Origin of the sequence: Stenotrophomonas sp. MYb238, assembly GCF_009496535.1 — a bacterium.
In the GTDB taxonomy this organism is placed as follows: Bacteria; Pseudomonadota; Gammaproteobacteria; order Xanthomonadales; family Xanthomonadaceae; genus Stenotrophomonas.
The window spans coordinates 204,957-223,582 of sequence record NZ_WIDL01000002.1; the positions used below are offsets into that span (position 1 = coordinate 204,957).

General features: G+C 65.2%; 16 protein-coding genes. 6 read left to right on the forward strand and 10 right to left on the reverse strand.

The features are described from left to right. Positions 1-2 precede the first annotated feature (2 nt). From CQ393_RS02415 to CQ393_RS02425, 3 genes are all read right to left on the reverse strand, one after another. Positions 3-1,253 carry a hypothetical protein gene (locus CQ393_RS02415; RefSeq protein WP_194269560.1) on the reverse strand — a complete coding sequence of 417 codons (1,251 nt, stop codon included), beginning with the start codon at positions 1,251-1,253 and terminating at the stop codon, positions 3-5. 480 nt (positions 1,254-1,733) lie between these two features. After that, positions 1,734-2,759, reverse strand: a complete 1,026-nt coding sequence (locus tag CQ393_RS02420) for an N-6 DNA methylase (RefSeq protein ID WP_194269561.1) — start codon at positions 2,757-2,759, stop codon at positions 1,734-1,736. A 417-nt stretch (positions 2,760-3,176) separates the two neighbouring features. Continuing rightward, the gene (locus CQ393_RS02425) at positions 3,177-4,256 is read right to left on the reverse strand and encodes a site-specific integrase (protein ID WP_153190032.1); all 1,080 of its coding nucleotides are present in this window, start codon (positions 4,254-4,256) and stop codon (positions 3,177-3,179) included. A 103-nt stretch (positions 4,257-4,359) separates the two neighbouring features. Between CQ393_RS02425 and CQ393_RS02430 the strand changes: the two genes are divergently transcribed. Continuing rightward, complete coding sequence (locus tag CQ393_RS02430) at positions 4,360-5,295, forward strand: DNA-binding protein (RefSeq protein WP_153190033.1); 936 nt, start codon at positions 4,360-4,362, stop codon at positions 5,293-5,295. Between the two features lie 942 nt (positions 5,296-6,237). Here CQ393_RS02430 and CQ393_RS02440 read toward each other — a convergent pair. The 7 genes from CQ393_RS02440 to CQ393_RS02470 all read right to left on the reverse strand — a co-directional run bounded on the left by CQ393_RS02440 (position 6,238) and on the right by CQ393_RS02470 (position 14,075). After that, positions 6,238-6,975, reverse strand: coding sequence for a copper homeostasis protein CutC (locus CQ393_RS02440; RefSeq protein ID WP_153190035.1), 738 nt, complete (start codon positions 6,973-6,975; stop codon positions 6,238-6,240). Beyond that, positions 6,972-7,976: a N(4)-(beta-N-acetylglucosaminyl)-L-asparaginase gene (locus CQ393_RS02445; RefSeq protein WP_153190036.1), complete on the reverse strand. Its 1,005-nt coding sequence runs from the start codon at positions 7,974-7,976 to the stop codon at positions 6,972-6,974. The genes CQ393_RS02440 and CQ393_RS02445 overlap by 4 nt, the downstream gene beginning before the upstream one ends. Further along, positions 7,973-8,992 (reverse strand): glucokinase, encoded by a 1,020-nt coding sequence (locus CQ393_RS02450; RefSeq protein WP_153190037.1) that lies wholly within the window; start codon positions 8,990-8,992, stop codon positions 7,973-7,975. The genes CQ393_RS02445 and CQ393_RS02450 overlap by 4 nt, the downstream gene beginning before the upstream one ends. Before the next feature lie 74 nt (positions 8,993-9,066). Beyond that, entirely contained in the window at positions 9,067-9,453 is a 387-nt protein-coding gene (gene crcB, locus CQ393_RS02455; RefSeq protein ID WP_153190038.1) for a fluoride efflux transporter CrcB, read from the reverse strand. A 63-nt stretch (positions 9,454-9,516) separates the two neighbouring features. After that, positions 9,517-10,890 (reverse strand): replication-associated recombination protein A, encoded by a 1,374-nt coding sequence (locus CQ393_RS02460; RefSeq protein ID WP_343199458.1) that lies wholly within the window; start codon positions 10,888-10,890, stop codon positions 9,517-9,519. Positions 10,891-10,991: 101 nt separating this feature from the next. Continuing rightward, a complete protein-coding gene (lolA, locus tag CQ393_RS02465; RefSeq protein ID WP_153190039.1) occupies positions 10,992-11,630 on the reverse strand; it encodes an outer membrane lipoprotein chaperone LolA in 639 nt (212 codons plus the stop codon). A 90-nt stretch (positions 11,631-11,720) separates the two neighbouring features. Then, complete coding sequence (locus tag CQ393_RS02470) at positions 11,721-14,075, reverse strand: DNA translocase FtsK 4TM domain-containing protein (RefSeq protein WP_343199459.1); 2,355 nt, start codon at positions 14,073-14,075, stop codon at positions 11,721-11,723. Between the two features lie 288 nt (positions 14,076-14,363). On the opposite strand from CQ393_RS02470, the gene trxB reads away from it, so the two are divergent. The 5 genes from trxB (at position 14,364) to infA (ending at position 18,457) form a co-directional block, all read left to right on the forward strand. Further along, positions 14,364-15,341, forward strand: coding sequence for a thioredoxin-disulfide reductase (trxB, locus tag CQ393_RS02475; RefSeq protein WP_153190040.1), 978 nt, complete (start codon positions 14,364-14,366; stop codon positions 15,339-15,341). Positions 15,342-15,366: 25 nt separating this feature from the next. Beyond that, entirely contained in the window at positions 15,367-16,260 is an 894-nt protein-coding gene (locus CQ393_RS02480) for a metallophosphoesterase (RefSeq protein WP_153190041.1), read from the forward strand. Continuing rightward, a complete protein-coding gene (locus CQ393_RS02485) occupies positions 16,260-17,396 on the forward strand; it encodes a GNAT family N-acetyltransferase (RefSeq protein ID WP_194269567.1) in 1,137 nt (378 codons plus the stop codon). The genes CQ393_RS02480 and CQ393_RS02485 overlap by 1 nt, the downstream gene beginning before the upstream one ends. Then, on the forward strand, positions 17,393-18,151 hold the full coding sequence (gene aat, locus CQ393_RS02490; RefSeq protein ID WP_153190042.1) for a leucyl/phenylalanyl-tRNA--protein transferase: 759 nt from the start codon (positions 17,393-17,395) through the stop codon (positions 18,149-18,151). Before CQ393_RS02485 ends, aat begins: the two co-directional genes overlap by 4 nt. A gap of 87 nt (positions 18,152-18,238) precedes the next feature. After that, positions 18,239-18,457, forward strand: a complete 219-nt coding sequence (gene infA, locus CQ393_RS02495; protein WP_005409596.1) for a translation initiation factor IF-1 — start codon at positions 18,239-18,241, stop codon at positions 18,455-18,457. Positions 18,458-18,626 lie beyond the last annotated feature (169 nt).

The window sequence follows — 18,626 nt, forward strand, 5'->3', positions numbered from 1 at the left end:
AATTAAGACAAATACTCGTCGACGAAACCGTTAAGCACATCCACAATTCTCGCCGTTCTGCGGCGCCCAAACCCTCGTACTGTAAGCAGGTCGGCCGCCGGATCTTGCTTAGCCAAAAAGTCTCGCAACGTCTTCAAGTTTGGCAAATGCTCGTCGATCTGGGCGCGCTGCCAAACTGTGAGTCCCGGAACCTGGGCTATAGGTGTTTCTAGGCACTGCGAAAACGTCGACGCATCAACGAGCTGCTGTCCACAGTTGTGACAGAAGCGTTGACTATCCGTCATTCGAGGGGCGTGGCATGAAGCGCATTTCGGAAGCGATAAGCTCAAGCTCCCAAAATCCACCTCTGGAACAATGCGCTGAAGGCTTTTTCTCACCGGATGCTTTGCGGACTTGAACCGAATCGCCTCAACAGTTTGGCGAATGCTGCCGCCGCTTTCGCCACCGCCGATTGCTCTAATGGAAAGCAGGTTCGCTGCATGGGGGATATATCGGCGGTATATTCGTGAAGGAGTGCCATGCTTAACTGTAGAATTGTCGTAAGTGAGCCCCGCTTCAACCAACAAATTAAACATCCGCTCTACAACTGGCGTCAGTTCACTTTCTACAACTCCGACTGTGAGCTGGCGATGCCCTTTCCCCCCGACTCCTTCATTGAACGTCTTAATTTCGCGGACCATTCCATCGAGCACTTTCTCTCCGGCCTCAACGAGGGACGCAAGCTTGGGAACCTTCTTTCCTAGGGAGCGGAACTCCGCCAATCTTGCATCAAGATGCTCCTGAATCGTTCGCGTCACGCCTTGCTGGGTCGTGCGGTGATCGCCGCGAAGAAACTCGTCCAACATAGTTAAATAAGCCCGCGGAATGCCAAATGCAGCGAATCGCAACATAACTCGGACGTCCACAGGAGTGGACTGAAAACCCTTGACGCGAGTATGGGCTATGCCATCCATCACGTCGTCATATCCAGGATCTTCAATACAAACCCATGCGGGTATTGCCACCGAGTCTTGGCCTTGGTGAAACTTCGGACTTACCTCGGTTGTGCCAGGATACACCGACGCCTTTGGCGCCAAGTCTATTGACTTCAGCGACCGCACAATGTCAAGAAACTCAATAAGATAATCAGGGGTAAGCGTCAGTGCTGCATCGTCCATTAGCAGTACGCTGAACTTCCGCCCGGCCTGCGCACGAGCGGACGCAATTAATGCTTGCACGCGCTCAATTGAAAGCCCGTCAGCAATAACCTTCATGTCATCGTCAAGTGGCAGGTTGCGCTCTGTCCTGGACACGAAACTCTGAAGCCCCCCCTCCGTCAAAGGCGGAGGAAGTTCGACCGACACTTCAGGCTGCCAGGATTGGGCGCTATCGACTACAGCCAAAATGATCCTCGCTAGGACCCAAGAGTGAAACTGTCCAAGCGCACTCGCGTGGCTAGAAAGTAAGGGCTCAAGTCGGAAGTAGCGATTGAAACTAACGTATACAGCGAAAGGCATAGAGCTGTCATCACGACACTTCAGCCAAGCGAAACGCATCATGTGCGTCTTTCCGCACCCGCGCGGGCCCACGATGGTCCGCAATCCGCGGTTTGTCAGCTCCTGAGCGACTCTGCTGAACAGATCACCTTGCTGCGAGGTTTCGTTTAACAGATCCTCGATTGGAATGTAGTCTGCCCGCTGCTGGAGGGCAGATTCGAGCTCAACACCGTCAATTCTATCTGCCATATCTTGGACTCAGAAGCATATTTTCATTAAAGCATTTGCGGTGATGAACCTAGCCCCGACGCCGTGCGCAATTGCATCGATGGCCACACGGCCACGAGGACTATTCAGAACCTTAAATAGATTATCTTCCTCGCCCACATTCGGTCGAAGCACGAGAAAGCAGTCCGATACAACAATCACACCACGGTCAACCCGACAGATTTTATCGGACAGGTTTCTGCCGACTCTAGCCACCAGAACGTCACCCGCACGCGCCGTCACACCAGCCACCACTTTCTGGAATTCCTTACTGAGTGCGAATTCGCTAGGCACTTCAGTCATTCCGGCCGTAAGGTCAGTTGTGTGGAAGACCGGATATCCGACATTCTTGCGAGTTCGCGATGAGAGCGTGCCGCGCGAGATAGATGCTATTAATTTTGACAACCGGACGACCCGAGAAGTGCGCGAGGGCCTCACTGATGAATGGTATCCATAATCCAGGCGAAGAAGTCCCCGCTCTGGCGATATCGTCATCGCATCTGATAACTCACCGGTCGACGAAAGCTGCCGAACGGGAATGTGCGAGACCTGTGTTGCGGCTTTCGTTAGAATGACTATGTGAGCCTTGGCTTCGGTTCGGCGAAAGATATTCCGAGGCAACTCGATGACTTGGTCAATCGAATGGCTTTCGATCAATGACTGGCGAAAACGCATAAAACGCTCGCCGGAAATAAGCCCGTCTGGAATGATCATTCCAAGCCGCCCGCCATCCTTCAGAAAACGAAGGTTCTGAGCGATGAAAAGGATATCCGCAGGAATGTCCTCCGCATGTGGCAGGACGTGACTAAGGCCTACTTCCTCCATGATTTCGCCGAAGTGGCGACGCCAGCGAGGCTTGATATAGGGTGGATTGCACAAGCCAACACAGGCTTTTCCCCAATGAAGGCCGAGCCGATGATCTAGGCCAACATCCAAGGCATCGCCCGTGAAGTGGCGGAATGCGCCTCCCCTCGTTACAGGAAGGCGACTGCTCTCTGCCTTGTCGTCGATATCCACGGTAACAAACCGAGCCCTGCTCCAGAGCTTCGCACCTGCATCGACAAGTGTCCCGTCGCCGGCACCGAGGTCAATGACAGTCTTGGGAGCGGCTACATTCATCGATGCGACCAACAACGCCGCGACCTTCCCATGGGTGTAGTACCGCCCCAGGTGGTCCGATTGCCTACTCCCAAGCACCATTTCTAAACGCACTCCTCTCGATTCGCACTAATTTACAACAACTGACAGCGGTGGTGACCTACCGCCACCCCGCACGCCGGCACCGCGGGCAAAAAAGCATCATCGGGTCCCAAATGAGGGCATTCGCTGGGCTCCTGACTGGTAAGCTGCCGGACCTCCCGCCACCAGTGTCAGCGTTAGGACCCTGCCTCCCTAGGCGGGAAACAGGCGTGTCGAGTCAGCGTTGAGTACTTTTCATTTCAGTAAGCGACCTGCCGGATTGTCTTCTGCAGCTCCAGCCTGGAAGTACCCCATCACACTCGCCACCGAGCGATGTTCCGTCATGGCCATCACCGCCGGCAGCGGCACACCTTGCTTACCGGCCTCGGTCACGAACCCAGATCGCAGACTGTGCGCCCCGAAGTCCCCCTCAAGTCCAGCCCGTGCGGCCCGCCGTTTCACGATGGCTGCTACGGATCCCGGGAGCAGGGGAGGGCCGATCCGCCCCTTCCAGATCCGCCGAAAGATCGCCCCCTCATGGATCTCCGCCGCCTCCAGCCAAGCCCTGAGCGCGGCGGCGCTGCGGCCCAGGATTGGCTTGTCCGGGGTCGAGTCCGTCGTCACCCCCGCCTGCTGCGTCTTCGAGTACTCCAGTCGATAGAGGTAGCCGTCCTCGCCGATCTTGCGCAGGTCGCGCATGTCCGCCGCAGCAATCTCGCTGCGCCGACGTCCGCCACTGGCGAAGCCGAAGCAGAGCAGGGCACGGTCACGCCGGCCTTCTAGGCTGTCATCGCAGGTGGCCAGCATGGCCTCCAGTTCGGCGCGGGTGATCGCGGTCTTCTTGGTCGGCCGCTCACCCCGTTTGACTGAGGCTCGGCGGGCACGGCTCAACAGCGTCCTGACACTGGGCAGCTCGCATGGATTAGTCAGGCGCTTGAGTTTGTGTGCCGTGGACAGCACGGCCACGCGCTGGACCACGGTCGACAGCTTCAACGGCCCGACCTTGGCCTTGAGGCCGGCGGCCACCAACGCTTGGTCAATCGTCGGCGGCAGTTCGCTGACTAGGCCGGTCTTGCCTTTGCGCTGGATGTGGTCGACCAGGAACTGGATCACCGCAGCCTCACTAACCGGCAACGCCAACTCGACGCCGTAACGACCTTGGTGCCAACCGGCCCAGTAGCGTAGGGCAGTTGCGTAGCTGCGGGTGGTGTTAGCTGCAGCTGCTTCAGCGAGCAACTCGCGAACCGCATCGGCGGCTTGCTGGGCGAGTTGTTCCGGCAAAACTAGGCTGGTGACGGTCGCTGCGCTTGTCGGTAATGTGTTATTTCGCTTCATACTATGTAATGTATGCTATGAAATAGGGTGTCTACTAACGATAATCATCACTTATCGTGAGTACGTGATCAACAGAGTAGGGCGCCGATACAGGAGACACTTCATGGCCCGCGGCATCACCGAATCCGATGTCCACACTGCCGCCGACCAGTTGGTGGCCAACGGCGAACGCCCGACAGTGGAACGGATCCGTGCCCATCTCGGCACAGGCTCGCCCAATACCGTGACGCGCTGGCTGGAGACTTGGTGGCAACGGCTGGGCGAGCGGCTGCAATCCCATCACGCGCGGCTAGCAGTTCCGGGGGCGCCCGATGCCGTGGCTGCCTTGGCAGGGGAGTGGTGGGCTCTGGCGCTGCAGAGCGCTCAGGCGCAAGCCTCGCAAGAACTTGTCACCGACCGAGCCGCCTTGCTGACCGATCAGCAGGCACTTGCGCAGGCCCGTGAACGTTGGGCAACCGAGGCCGCCATGTTGCAGGCGCAGGTCCAAGCCAGCCAAGACGCGGAGCGCCTAGCGTCCGCTCAGGCCATGCAACTGCAGTACCGGGTCGACCAGCTCCAGGACCACCTTAGGACGTTAACCGACGAGCGCGATGCGGCACAGGCCCGGGCAGCGCAGGCCGGGACCGCACGCCAGTTGGCAGAGGATCATCTTCGGACCCAGGAAGCGGCGGCCCGCACCGAGCGCGCCGCCACTGCCCAGCATGTTCACGCCGTGGAGGAGCGCGCCGGCGTAGAGATCGATCGAGCGCGTCAGGAGACCAAGGATCTGCAGAAGCGGATCGCCGCGTTGAGCCGTGAACACCGCGAAGCGCTCGTAGCGGCCCAGCGATCCGTTGAGGACGCTTCGCTCCAAAAGTCCGAGACCCGCAAGGAGTTGGACATCCAGCGAGCCCGTGCTGACGCGCTGGAAGCACAACTCGGCAGAGCCCTTGACCTGTCATCAGCTGTGGAAGCCGCTCTTCGACGCAGCTCCGCTATGGCGCGCAAGACTTCTTCCACCCCTGCACTGACCAAGCCAGGGAAAAGGCGAAAAGCGTGAGCCATCTGTGCGTGTTTTCCGTGTCACCCAGATGAAGGTCAACGCTGGCGCTCGAACGTCATGATCCGCACCAAGACCCTGATTTTGTAGGATCCGAGACCGAACGACAGCACCTCGCGGCCACCGATCAGCTGACACGAAAAACACGCGATCAGGGTGTCGGAAGGACGCCGGCTGGGTTCTCAAACAATGAGATGAGACACTCTTAGAGTGAAATCTATGCGGGTCAGCACCCTGAGGTCTGAAATGCTACCAGAGTGCGGCCCTTGAGGATGGTGCGGCTGCTGACCATACTTTGGTGCGCCCAACAATTTGGTTCAGGCCGGAGCCTTCTTGGTCGATTTGGCGCCGAAGCTAGAGCGCGCTGAATAAGTACCCGCACATAAATAGGCGTAAGCACTTGAAGACGGCCTTGGTAGGCGCACAATGAGCGCTGACACGTCCATGCATCTTGCTTTTGGGGATGGCCACTATGCCTATCACACAAGAAGAAGTCTCAGCGGCGATTGAATCCCTACTAATAAAGGGAAAGCCATCGACTCAGTGTAACGTCCGACATGAACTCGGCGGGCGCGGCTCGAGTCCGAGGCTGAAGCGCATGATCGCTGCTTGGTACGCCGAGTTCGGGCCAGTGTGGTCGAAGCCACCAGCCTCGACGATAAAGGAAGCTGGTGTCGCGCCAGCCACCGGAGAGGCGGAGCCTGAGTGAGAGATCGGCGGGCCCGTTCATGTGTAGTTACGCCATAAGAAGTACAGATTTAGATGGCGCAAAAGTACAGATCTAGTTGTCCCGTCAGTGATCCAGAGCCAAATCCAGCGCAGTCGGCGCAACGCGGCCGCCTTCGCCCGGGCCATCTTCAATTTCGCATAATGTATATTATGTTAATATCGCAATGGCCATTCGGCTGTATCTCGGCTTGTGATTCAGGACACCTAACTCGCCTATTCCGCCCGATCCAGCGCCTGCCGCAACGCGCTCACCAAGCCCTCGTCCGACTGCACCCAATCGCTTTCCAGTCCGATCAACGCTGGATTGTGGTGACGCGTGCTTGACGTGCGTACCGCCTTGGCGGATGCATGCAGTTCGTTGCAGCCGCTCTGGTTGGCGACGTCGGCGATGTTGTCCGCATCCAGGCCGGCGCCGGCCATCAGGTGGATGCGGCCGGCGGCCTGGGTGGCCAGCTGCCACAGCATGGCGCTGCCGGCCATGGCGCTGGCGGCGCCGCCAGAACTGAGGATGCGGTGGCAGCCCAAGCCGATGACCTGCTCCATCGCCGCCTGCAGGTCGCGGGCCGCGTCGAAGGCGCGATGGAAGGTGATGCCGAGCGGCCCCGCGGCAGCGACCAGTTCGCGGCACAACGGGACATCCACGGCGCCGTCGGCATCCAGCGCGCCGATCACCACGCCGTCGCATCCCAGCTGTCGGCAGCTTTCGATGTCGCGCAGCATGATTTCGGTTTCCTGGGCGTCGTAGTGGAAATCGCCCGGTCGCGGACGGATCAGTACGAACAACGGAATCCGCAGGCGGTCACGAGCCACGGCGACGCTGCCGCGCGATGGCGTGGTGCCGCCTTGGGCGAGGTTGTCGAACAGTTCGATCCGGTCGGCGCCGCCGGCCTGCGCGGCCATCGCCGATGCGACGGAGTTGCTGGCGATCTCCAGCAGGCGGCGTCCACTCATGTCTGTTCGCTGGTGTAGACGGAGGTGGAATCCAGCAGCGCGTCCTGTTTGCGGGAATCGCATACCGCGTAGACGAAGCCGCGATGCAGGGCGTAGGCGCCGACTTCGCCGTTCCTGTTCATCGCCAGGAAGCACACCTGCAGGGTGCGGCTGGCTTCGGGGCGCTTGTGCACCACCCGCTCGATGGCTTCGCGGCAGGCGTCGGCCGGCGAGCGCCCTTGGCGCATCAGTTCGACCACCAGGAAGGAGGCGGCGTTGCGGATCATTTCCTCGCCCATGCCCGAGGCCGTGGCCGCGCCGACTTCGTTGTCGACGTACAGGCCGGCACCGATGATCGGGCTGTCGCCTACGCGGCCGTGCATCTTGAAGGCCATGCCGCTGGTGGTGCAGGCGCCGGCCATGCCTCCCTTCGCGTCGATGGCGAGGATGCCCAGGGTGTCGTGGTTGTCCTTGTCGCCGGGACGGCCGCGCCGCTCTGCATTGATCTGCGGTGCGTAATGCTCGGTCCTGAGCCATTCGCGCCACGCATTCTCGGCTTCCGGCGTCAGCAGCCTGCGGCGCTCGAAGCCCTGCTGCACGGCGAACTGCTGGGCGCCCTCGCCCACCAGCATCACGTGCGGGGTCTGTTCCATCACCCGGCGCGCGACCGATACCGGATGCAGGATGTCGCTGAGCGCGGCGACCGAGCCGCAGCGGCCGTCGCCGTCCATGATGCTGGCGTCCAGGGTCAGGATGCCGTCGCGATCGGGGTTGCCGCAGTGTCCGACGGTGGGGTTGCACAGGTCGCTTTCCGCCCAGCGGGCGCCTGCCTCCACCGCGTCCAGCGCGCTGCCGCCGGCCGACAGCACCTTCCATGCGGCCTGGTTGGCGCCGACGCCGAAGTCCCAGGTCGAGACCACGCGCGCGCCGTCGGCCGTAGCCGGCGAGGCCAGCAGGCGCGGCGTGGCGCCGGCCGCAGCCAACAGCATGGAGGTCTGCAGGAACTGCCTGCGTGTGCTCATGGGGTTTCTCCGGTTGTAGTGGGGCGGCAGGCGTCGTCCGCATGCCAGGCAAGCGCGCCGAGCACGCCCAGTTCGCCGTCGTCGATGCGCCACACCGGGACGTGGCGCAGGGCCGGCGAAAGCGCGCCCTTGGCGAGGAAGCGCCGCTGGAAATCGCCTTCGTGCAGCCAGTCGGCGAGATGGCCGGTGATGCCGCCGGTGAGGTAGACCGAACGTGCGCCGAAGGTGAGGGCCAGGTCGCCGGCGACGCTGCCCAGCCAGCCGCAGAACGCGCGGGTGCTGGCGAGCGCGAGCCGGTCGCTGCCGTTGCGCGCTGCTTCCACCAGCGCGGCCGGCGTATCCCAGCGCGGCGCCGCGCCTTCGCGCTCGCACAGGCAGGTGTAGAGCGTCATCAGACCGGGGCCGGAGAGGATGCGCTCGCTGTCGACGTGCCCATGGCGTTGCAGTAGCAGGCGCAGCACGTCCAGCTCCAGCAGGTTGCCCGCGGCCAGCGAGGCATGCCCGCCTTCGCTGGCCAGCACCGGCGGCTGGCTGTTTTCCAGGCGCACGGCCACGCCCAGGCCTGTCCCCGGCCCCAGCACCAGCGCCGGACCGTGCGGGCGCTGAGCGGTATCGCCCGACAAGGCATGCAGCGCATCGGGTTCTACATGCGCAATGGCCTGCGCCACGGCCACGAAATCGTTGATCAGTTCCAGTTCGCCGATGCCTGCCTCGCGGCGGGGATCGGCCAGCGAGACGTCCCAGGCCAGATTGGTGTTGAGCAGGCGGTCGCCGTCGAGCAGTCCGGCGATGGCCACGACCGCGCGGTCGACGGGAGGAATGGACGCATCGCCGCGCAGGCTTTCGGCGTAGTCGCGGAGGATCGCCGCCAGGCTCGGATGATCCGCGCAGGCATAGCGGCGAAAACCATTGACCCGGATCGGCCCGCCCGGCTGCAGCGTGGTCCAGCCCAGGCGGGCATAGGTGCCGCCGACGTCAGCGCCGATGATGGTCGTTGCCGCCACCGGTTCGTTCATTCCGCCCTGCTCTACCGGCATGTCGTCTTTCAATCGTTCCAAATGGAAAGCGGATCATGCGGTGCAAAGCCGGGTCACGCCAAGGGGCGCAGCATGCGCCAGGTGGCCCAGCCCAGCGCCGTCATCGACAGCGAACCGGCCAGGTGCAGGCCGATGGTCGCCAGCGCCCAGCCCAGTTGCTGGCGCAGGAACAACTGCACCACTTCGGCGGAGAACGTGGAGAAAGTGGTCAGACCACCCAGCAGGCCGGTGACGATGAAAAGCCGCCACTGCGGCGCGATGTCCGGGCGCACCGCGAACCAGGCCAGCGCCAGGCCGATGACGTAGCCGCCGAGCAGGTTCGCGGCCAGGGTGCCCAGCGGGACGGTGGGATGGATCGGGTTCAACCAGACGCTCAGGCCGAACCGCAGCCACGCGCCGAGCGCCGCGCCGACGCCTATCGCCACAAAGGAAAGCCACATCGGGTGCTGCCTCCTGCTGTCGTCATGGGCGCCCCGGCCGCTCGGGCCGGATGCGGTACCTGTTCATTCCTGCGGCTTGCCGCCGCCCGCCCTGGCCTGCTCGCGCGCCGCGCGCAGGCGGTCGAGTTTGTCCTTGAGCTTGATCTCCAGCCCGCGTTCGACCGGCCGGTAGTACACGCGCTCGCCCATCTCGTCGGGGAACGCGGTCTGGTCCAGGGCGATGCCGCCTTCGACGTCGTGGTCGTACTGGTAGCCCTTGCCATAGCCGAGGGTCTTCATCAGCCGCGTCGGCGCGTTGCGCAGGTGCATGGGAACCGGCAGCGAACCGAGTGCGGTTACATCGGCGCGGGCGGCGTTCAGCGCGGAATAGGCGGCGTTCGACTTGGCGGTGCTGGCCAGATAGACGACCAGGTTGGACAGGGCGATGTTGCCCTCCGGCGCGCCGATGCGGTCGTAGGCGTTCCAGACGTTGATCGCCATTTCCAGGGCGCGCGGGTCGGCCAGGCCGACGTCCTCCACCGCCATGATGGTCAGCCGGCGCAGGAGGTAGGACGGGTCGCAGCCACCGTCGAGCATGCGCGCCAGCCAGTAGATCGCCCCGTCCGGGTTGGAGCTGCGCACCGACTTGTGCAGCGCCGAGATCTGGTCGTAGAACTGCTCGCCGCCCTTGTCGAAGCGGCGCGTGCGGTCGGCCAGCACCTGCAGCAGGGTTTCCGGGGTGATCTGGCCGCCCTCGCCCGCCGCCAGTTCCGCGGCGATTTCCAGCAGGGTCAGGGCGCGGCGCACGTCGCCATCGGCGGCGCGGGCGATCTCCAGCAGCGACTCGGGCGATACGCGGATGTCCTCCTCGCCGAGACCTCGCTCCTTGTCGTTCAAGGCGCGCTGCAACGCTTCGGCCACGTCCTCGGGCGACACCGCCTCGAGCACGTGCACGCGGCAGCGCGACAGCAGCGCCGAGTTCAGCTCGAAGGACGGGTTCTCGGTGGTGGCGCCGACGAAGATGATGGTGCCGCGCTCGATGTGCGGCAGGAAAGCATCCTGCTGCGACTTGTTGAAGCGGTGCACCTCGTCGACGAACAGCACGGTGCGCCGGCCTTCGGCGAAGCGCTGCGCGGCCTCGCCCAGCACCTGCCGCACCTCCGGCAGGCCCGACAGCACCGCCGAGATCGCGCGGAACTCGGCGTCGGCATAACGCGCCAGCAGCAGCGCCAGGGTGGTCTTGCCGCAACCGGGCGGACCCCACAGCACCATGGAATGGACGCGGCCGGATTCGATCGCGCGGCGCAGGGCGGTGTTGGGCGCCAGCAGGCGCTTCTGCCCGACCATCTCGTCGAGCGCGCGTGGGCGCATGCGCTCGGCGAGCGGTCGCATGCTTTCCCGGTCCGCGCTCAGCAGGTCGGCAGGAGGATCGGAGAACGTGTTTCTGGATCTGGCCACGCCGGCATTCTAGCGTGGCTGCCCTCTCCGGTAGCGCCAGTCGCCGGCCGGCGCTGCCGCGGGAATATCGGGAACGCTTGGCTGCGGCCGGCAGCCGGGTTTTACCGCTCGCCGATGACGTCCACGTCCTTCGGCGGCGTGAAGCGGAAAGTGCCGTTGGAGAAGGACGGGTTCTTCTTCCAGCCGCTGAACTCGATCACGGTGCGCTGCCCCACCGCATCGACCACTTCCATGCGGCCCAGCCCGCCCTGGCCGAAGCCGAGCGCGGCGTACTGGAAGCTGGCGTCGGTCTCGCGCTTGGGGCTCAGCGACAGCCACTGCAGGCCGTCGCGCGGTGCGGCTTCCTCGCTGACGTCGTACTGGCGTTCCAGTTGCGCCGGATTGATCAGCGCGGTCAGCGGACTGTTCTGTTCCTCCTCGCCCTGCCCGCGCACGGTGGCCTGCTGCAGGTCGGGCTCGTAGACCCAGACCTTGCTGCCGTCGGCCACGATCAGCTGCGGATGCGGGCGGGTGTATTCCCAGCGGAACAGGCGCGGCGCCGACAGCGCCACGCGGCCGCTGGAGGATTCCTTGAGCTTGCCGCGGGCATCGAACACCTGCTGGCTGAACTGCCCGTCCAGGCCGCGCAGGCCGTTGGTGAAGGTCTTCAGGTCGTCGCGCGCGCCGGCATGCGCGGTGGCGGCGATGCCGGCGGCGGCCAGGGTCACGGCGATCAACGTGGGGCGCAGGAAGGCGTTCATGGCGGTTGTCATCGTTGGACGGAGGAATGGGCAGAGTCTGCCCGGATGGAACTGAATGGGCGGCAATCGTCCTCGACGGCCGCCCCTGCCTCACTTGGGCGGTGGCGGCGCCAGCACGCTGCGGTCGCCGTTGTGCTCGGGCGCACTGACCACGCCGGCCGCTTCCATCGCCTCGATCAGGCGCGCGGCGCGGTTGTAGCCGATCTTCAGGCGACGCTGCACGCCGGAGATCGAGGCGCGGCGGGTCTCGGTGACGATGCGCAGCGCCTCGTCGTACAGCGGGTCGGATTCGTCGCCGCCGCTGCCGCTGCTCTCCGGCAGGCCGTTGGCGCCGACGACCACGCCGTCGCCCATGGTCTGCACTTCGTCCAGCACGCCCTCGATGTAGTCGGCCGGGCCGCTGGCCTTGAGGTGCTCGACCACGCGGTGCACTTCCTCGTCGGAGACGAAGGCGCCGTGCACGCGGTCGGGCATCGCCGTGCCCGGCGGCAGGTACAGCATGTCGCCGTTGCCCAGCAGCGCTTCGGCGCCGGACTGGTCGAGGATGGTGCGCGAGTCGATCTTGGAGCTGACCTGGAAGGCGATGCGGGTGGGAATGTTGGCCTTGATCAGGCCGGTGATCACGTCCACCGACGGGCGCTGGGTGGCCAGGATCAGGTGGATGCCGGCCGCGCGCGCCTTCTGCGCCAGGCGCGCGATCAGTTCTTCGACCTTCTTGCCGACGATCATCATCATGTCGGCGAATTCGTCGATGAAGATGACGATGAACGGCAGCGGCTCGAGCTGGCGCGGCGCCTCGCCCATCTCCGGGTTCGGCTTGAACAGCGGGTCCATCAGCGGCTGGCCGGCGTCGATGGCGTCCTTGATCTTCTTGTTGAAGCCGGCCAGGTTGCGCACGCCCACCGCGCTCATCAGCTTGTAGCGGCGCTCCATCTCGGCCACGCACCAGCGAAGGCCGTTGGCGGCCTCCTTCATGTCGGTGACCACCGGCGCCAGGAGGTGCGGGATGCCCTGGTAGACGCTCAGTTCCAGCATCTTCGGGTCGATCATCAGCATGCGCAGGTCTTTCGGGCTGGCCTTGTACAGCAGGCTCAGCACCATGGCGTTGACCGCCACCGACTTGCCCGAGCCGGTGGTGCCGGCCACCAGCAGGTGCGGCATGCGCGCCAGGTCGGCCACGGTCGGGCGGCCGGCGATGTCCTTGCCCAGCGCCAGGGTCAGCACGCTGGCCGACTTGTCGTATTCCTTCGAGCGCAGCAGTTCGGACAGGAAGATCATCTCGCGGGTGACGTTGGGGATCTCCAGGCCGATCACCGACTTGCCCGGGATCACGTCGACCACGCGCACCGACTTGACCGACAGGCCGCGGGCGATGTCCTTGTCCAGCGAGCTGATCTGGCTGACCTTGATGCCCGGCGCCGGCTCGATCTCGAAGCGGGTGATGACCGGACCGGGATAGGCGCCGACCACCTGCGCGTCGATGCGGAAATCCTTGAGCTTGAACTCGATCTGCCGCGACAGGGTTTCCAGGGTCTGCTCGTCGTAGCCCTTGGGCTGTGGCCTGGGGTCGTCCAGCAGCGCCAGCGGCGGCAGGTCCGAGCCGTCGCCATTGACGCCCTGGAACATCGGGATCTGCGTCTCGCGCTTGGCGCGCTCGCTCTTCTCGATCACCGGCGCCGGACGCGGCTCGATCTTCACCGGGTCGCGCTTGGCGCGCACCTCGGCATCGACCTTGCGCACCTCCTCACGTTCCTCGCGCAGCGCACGGGTCTGCTGCCACTCGCTGGCCTGTTCCTTCTTCTTGTTCAACAGCGGGCCGAGCGCCAGCACCCACTTGCCGATCTTCTCCATCACCATGAACCACGACAGCCCGGTGGCCAGGGTGATCGAGGTCAGCAGCAGCACCAGCAGAAACAGGTTGCTGCCGACCGGGCCGAAGCCGCTCTGCAGCGACTTGCCGACCAGCACGCCGAGGCCGCCGCCGGCACGGGCGACGTCGCCCGGCGGCAGGCGCAGGTAGAGGAAGCCGGTGGCGCCGATCAGGAAGCCGACGATGCCGACCAGGCGCAGCGCCGGGCCGAGGTCGTCCTGGCCGCGGTCCTCGCGGTTGAGCCCGAACATGGCGATCCAGGCGACTGCCGCGAGCATCAGCGGAACCAGATAGGCCACGTAGCCGAACAGCTGGCGCAGCACGTCGGCGATCCACGCCCCCACCCTGCCGCCCATGTTGTGGATGGGCGCGACCACCGACCCGGCCTGCGACCAGCCCGGGTCGGTCGGGGAATAGGTGAACAGACTTGCCAGCAGGTACAGCAGCGCCGGCGCGATCGCGATCAGCGCCAGGTCGCGCCACAACTTGTTGCGGCGCGGAGCGTCCGCTGCGGCGGCCTGCCTGCGGGTATTGCCGCCAGCGCCCTTGTCACGTTCCGGGACCTGTTTCGCCACCTTGGACCAGACCTTAGAAATGCATGGTTAGTGATTGATATTAAACGACAGACGCCACGGTTTCATCCGCCCATCTCCCACCATGCAGGGAACGGAAGGCAACGGCATCGTGAGGGCATACGGAAAGCGCGTGCCGATCTGCGGCAGCGGCGCGGGAGCGGTCCTGCGGGTCGCGCAGTTCCATTCCTGCGCCTTGATTCACCGGGGCCCGGTCGCCACTCTATGACCTGCCCGGACGGTCGCCATGCACCGCGATCGCGCCGCCAATCCCGACTTCCGCGAGTATACATGAGCACTTCCAGCGCCCCGTCCCTGCCCACCCGCCACCAGCAGCTCGTCATCCTCGGCTCCGGCCCCGCCGGCTGGACCGCCGCGGTCTATGCCGCGCGCGCCAACCTCAAGCCGGTGGTGATCACCGGCCTGCAGCAGGGCGGGCAGCTGATGACCACCACCGAGGTGGACAACTGGCCGGGCGACGCCCACGGCCTGATGGGACCGGACCTGATGGCGCGCATGCAGGCCCACGCCGAGCGCTTCGACACCGAGGTGGTGTTCGACCATATCCATACCGCCGATCTGTCGCAGCGTCCGTTCAAGCTGACCGGCGACAGCGCCGAGTACACCTGCGACGCGCTGATCATCGCCACCGGCGCCACCGCCAAGTACCTGGGCATCCCGTCCGAGGAAACGTTCAAGGGGCGTGGCGTGTCGGCCTGCGCCACCTGCGACGGCTTCTTCTACAAGGACCAGGACGTGGTCGTGGTCGGTGGCGGCAACACCGCCGTGGAAGAGGCGCTGTACCTGTCCAACATCGCCCGCAAGGTCTACCTGGTGCACCGCCGCGACACGCTCAAGGCGGAGAAGATCATGCAGGACAAGCTGTTCGCCAAGGTCGCCGCCGGCAGGATCGAGACCGTGTGGCACCACCAGGTCGACGAGGTGCTGGGCAACGAGATGGGCGTGACCGGCGTGCGGGTGAAGTCCACCCAGGACGGCAGCACCCGCGACATCGATGCCCATGGCTTCTTCGTCGCCATCGGCCACCAGCCCAACACCGACCTGTTCGCGGGCCAGCTGGCGATGAACAACGGTTACCTGGAGATCCGCTCGGGCCTGGGCGGCAACGCCACCATGACCTCGGTCGAAGGCGTGTTCGCCGCCGGCGACGTCGCCGACCAGCATTACCGCCAGGCCATCACCTCGGCCGGCTTCGGCTGCATGGCCGCGCTCGACGCCGAACGCTTCCTGGACGCGCAGGGCGGCTGATCGCGGTCGCCTCCGGCAGCCGGGCATGGACACGGTGTTCGCCAAGCAGTTGCTGTTCCACGGCAGCTGGCTGGTGGTCCCCGCCATGGCCTGGCTGCTGTGGCGGTGGCGCCGCGACCGGCGCCATCGCGCCGTGCTCGCTTTCCTGCTGCTGGGCTGCGGCGTGTTCGCCTGGGCGCGGTTCGTCGAACCGCAGCTGATCCAGGTGGACCACACCGAACTGCGCGGCACCGGCATGCAGGCGCGCATCGCCCTGGTCAGCGACATCCACCTCGGGGTCTACAAGGACCGCCGCTTCCTCGAACGGCTGGTGGACCGCCTCGATGCGCTGCCCGTGGATGCGGTGGTCATCGCCGGCGACCTGACCTATGAACCGCAGCGTCTCGTGCTGTCCGAGGCGTTCGCCCCGCTGTCGGCGCTGCGCGTTCCGGTCTATGCCGTGCTGGGCAACCACGACCAGCAGGCGCCGGGGCCGGACATCGACGCGCCGTTGCGCCAGGCGCTGCGCGCGCACGGCGTGCGCGTCATCGAGGGCATGGCCTTCACCGACGCGCGCGGCATCCGCTGGGCGGGACTGGGCGACCGCTGGGCGGGAAAGGACGATCCCGGTTTCCTGCGCGCGGCGGTGGAGCCGGCGCCGGCGATCGTCGTCGCGCACAATCCCGACAGTGCCATGGACCTCCAGCCGGGCGAGGCGGCCATCGTCCTTGCCGGCCATACCCATGGCGGACAGATCCGCATTCCCTGGCTGTACCGCAAGGTCATCCCCAGCGCCCACGGCTTCGATCGCGGCGAGCAGGTCGCGCCCGCCGCGGCCGGTCCGGTACGGGTGTTCACCACGCGGGGCGTGGGCGAAGTCGGCCTGCCGCTGCGCCTGTTCAACCCGCCCACCATCGACGTGCTGCAGCTACGGCCATGATGGCGGTCCTGGAAACGCGCGTGCTCCCGTCCATGGCCCTGGTGGAGGCGGCGCAATGGGATGCCCTGCACGACCAGGGCAATCCCTTTGTCAGCCACGCCTTCCTTGCCGGGTTGGAACGGCATGGCTGCCTGCGCCCGGAATGGGGCTGGCAGCCGCGGCACATCACGCTGTGGCGCGGCGATGAACTGGTGGCCGCCGTGCCGGGCTACCTGAAGGAGAACTCGCACGGCGAGTTCGTGTTCGACCATGCCTGGGCGAATGCCCATGCGCGGCATGGGCTGGAGTACTACCCCAAGTGGCTCGGTGCCGTCCCCTATTCGCCGGTGACCGGGCCGCGCCTGCTGGCGCGCGACGATGCGCAGAGACAGGCATTGCTGCGGGCCATCGTCGGGTACGTGCAGGACACGGGGCTGTCCTCGGCCCACATCAATTTCCATGGCGCGGACGAGGACGAGGCGTTCGGCGCGGACTGGCTGCGGCGGGTGGACGTGCAGTTCCAGTGGCGCCGCCAGCCGGGCTGGCGGGATTTCGACGATTTCCTCGCGGCGATGGACCACAAGCGCCGCAAGAACATCCGCCAGGAGCGCGCCAGGGTCGCGCGCAGCGGCATCGGCTTCCGCATCGTGCATGGCGACGAGGCTTCGGCCGGCGACCTGCGCGCCATGCATGGCTTCTACCTGCAGACCTTCGCCGAATACGGCAACGCGCCGGCGCTGACCCTGCCGTTCCTGCGCCACCTGGCCGAGGCCCTGCCGCGCCAGCTCGTGCTCTTCCTTGCCGAGCAGGATGGCGTGCCGGTCGCCGGCGCGTTGTGCCTGCGGGGCGGCGATACGCTGTACGGTCGCTACTGGGGCGGTGCCGCCCTGCCCGGCCTGCATTTCGAGACCTGCTACTACCAAGGCATCGACTACTGCCTGCGCGAAGGCCTGCAGCGCTTCGAGCCGGGCGCGCAGGGCGAACACAAACTGGCGCGCGGTTTTCTCCCCGCCGAAGTACGCAGCCGGCACTGGATCGCCGATCCGCGGTTCCGCCAGGCGCTGCACGACTGGTGCGCGCGGGAAACGCGCGATATCGCCCGCTACGCGCAGGCGCTGCAGCGGCACTCCCCTTTCAGGAGCGGAGACGACGCATGAAGCCGGCGAAGCATCCGTTCCTGCTGCCGCCCGACCCCGGTGCGCCGTTCCCGCCGGCGGAACTGGCGCTGGACGAGCCCGACGGCCTGCTCGCCATCGGCGGCGACCTGTCGCCAGTGCGGCTGCTCAACGCCTATGCCGGCGGCATATTTCCGTGGTTCTCCGAAGGGCAGCCGATCCTGTGGTGGTCGCCCGACCCGCGCATGGTGTTCGGCACCGATGGCGTGCGCCTTTCCTCGCGCTTCCGCCGCCAGCTGCGTTCCAGCCACTGGACGGTCGCCGCCGACACCGCATTCGCAGAGGTGATGCAGGCCTGCGCCGACGCGCCGCGTCCGGGCCAGGACGGCACCTGGATCACCGCCGGCATGCAGCGCGCCTACGTGGAAATGCACCGGCTCGGCTACGCGCATTCGGTGGAGGTGTTCGATGGCGGGCAGCTGGTCGGCGGCATCTATGGCGTGGCCATCGGCCGGATGTTCTTCGGCGAAAGCATGTTCAGCGGACGCAGCGGCGGTTCCAAGGTCGCCCTGGCCGCGCTGGCGCATGTCCTGCATGGCTGGGGCTGGCCCCTGATCGACGCCCAGGTCGAGAATCCGCATCTGCTGCGCATGGGCGCCGGGCACCTGCCGCGCGACGTCTTTCTGACCCGGGTGCGGGCGCTGGTCCAGGAGGCGGAAAGGGAGCCGGCCGGGAGCTGGGCGCGGCGTTTCGGCCGCTGGCCGGCCGCAGTTTTGGCGGGTGGGGCCGGGGTTTAACGCAAACTTTGCATGATTCGGCGACGCGGGGTAAAATGCTCGGCTTCCGGGCCTGAAAAGGCCATCCGCAGAACCGCACAGGATTACATGTCGAAAGACGACTCCATCGAGTTCGAAGGCACCGTCAGCGAGACGCTGCCGAACACCACTTTCCGCGTTCGACTGGAAAACGGGCATGAAATCATCGCCCACATCTCCGGCCGCATGCGCAAGAACTACATCCGCATCCTTACCGGCGACCGCGTCAAGGTTGAAATGACGCCGTACGACCTGACCAAGGGCCGCATCACCTACCGCATGAAGTAAGCAGCGGTAGCCGGGCATCCCGAAAGCCAGCCTTGGGCTGGCTTTTTTGCGTGACTGCGGGGCGGGGAATGGGGAGGAGGGAAGCGGGAATGTGGAAGGCCAGGCGATGGTGATCTCGCCGGCCTAGGCTGGCGGAGCGGACCGATTCCGCCGCCCACATGGCGCTCTC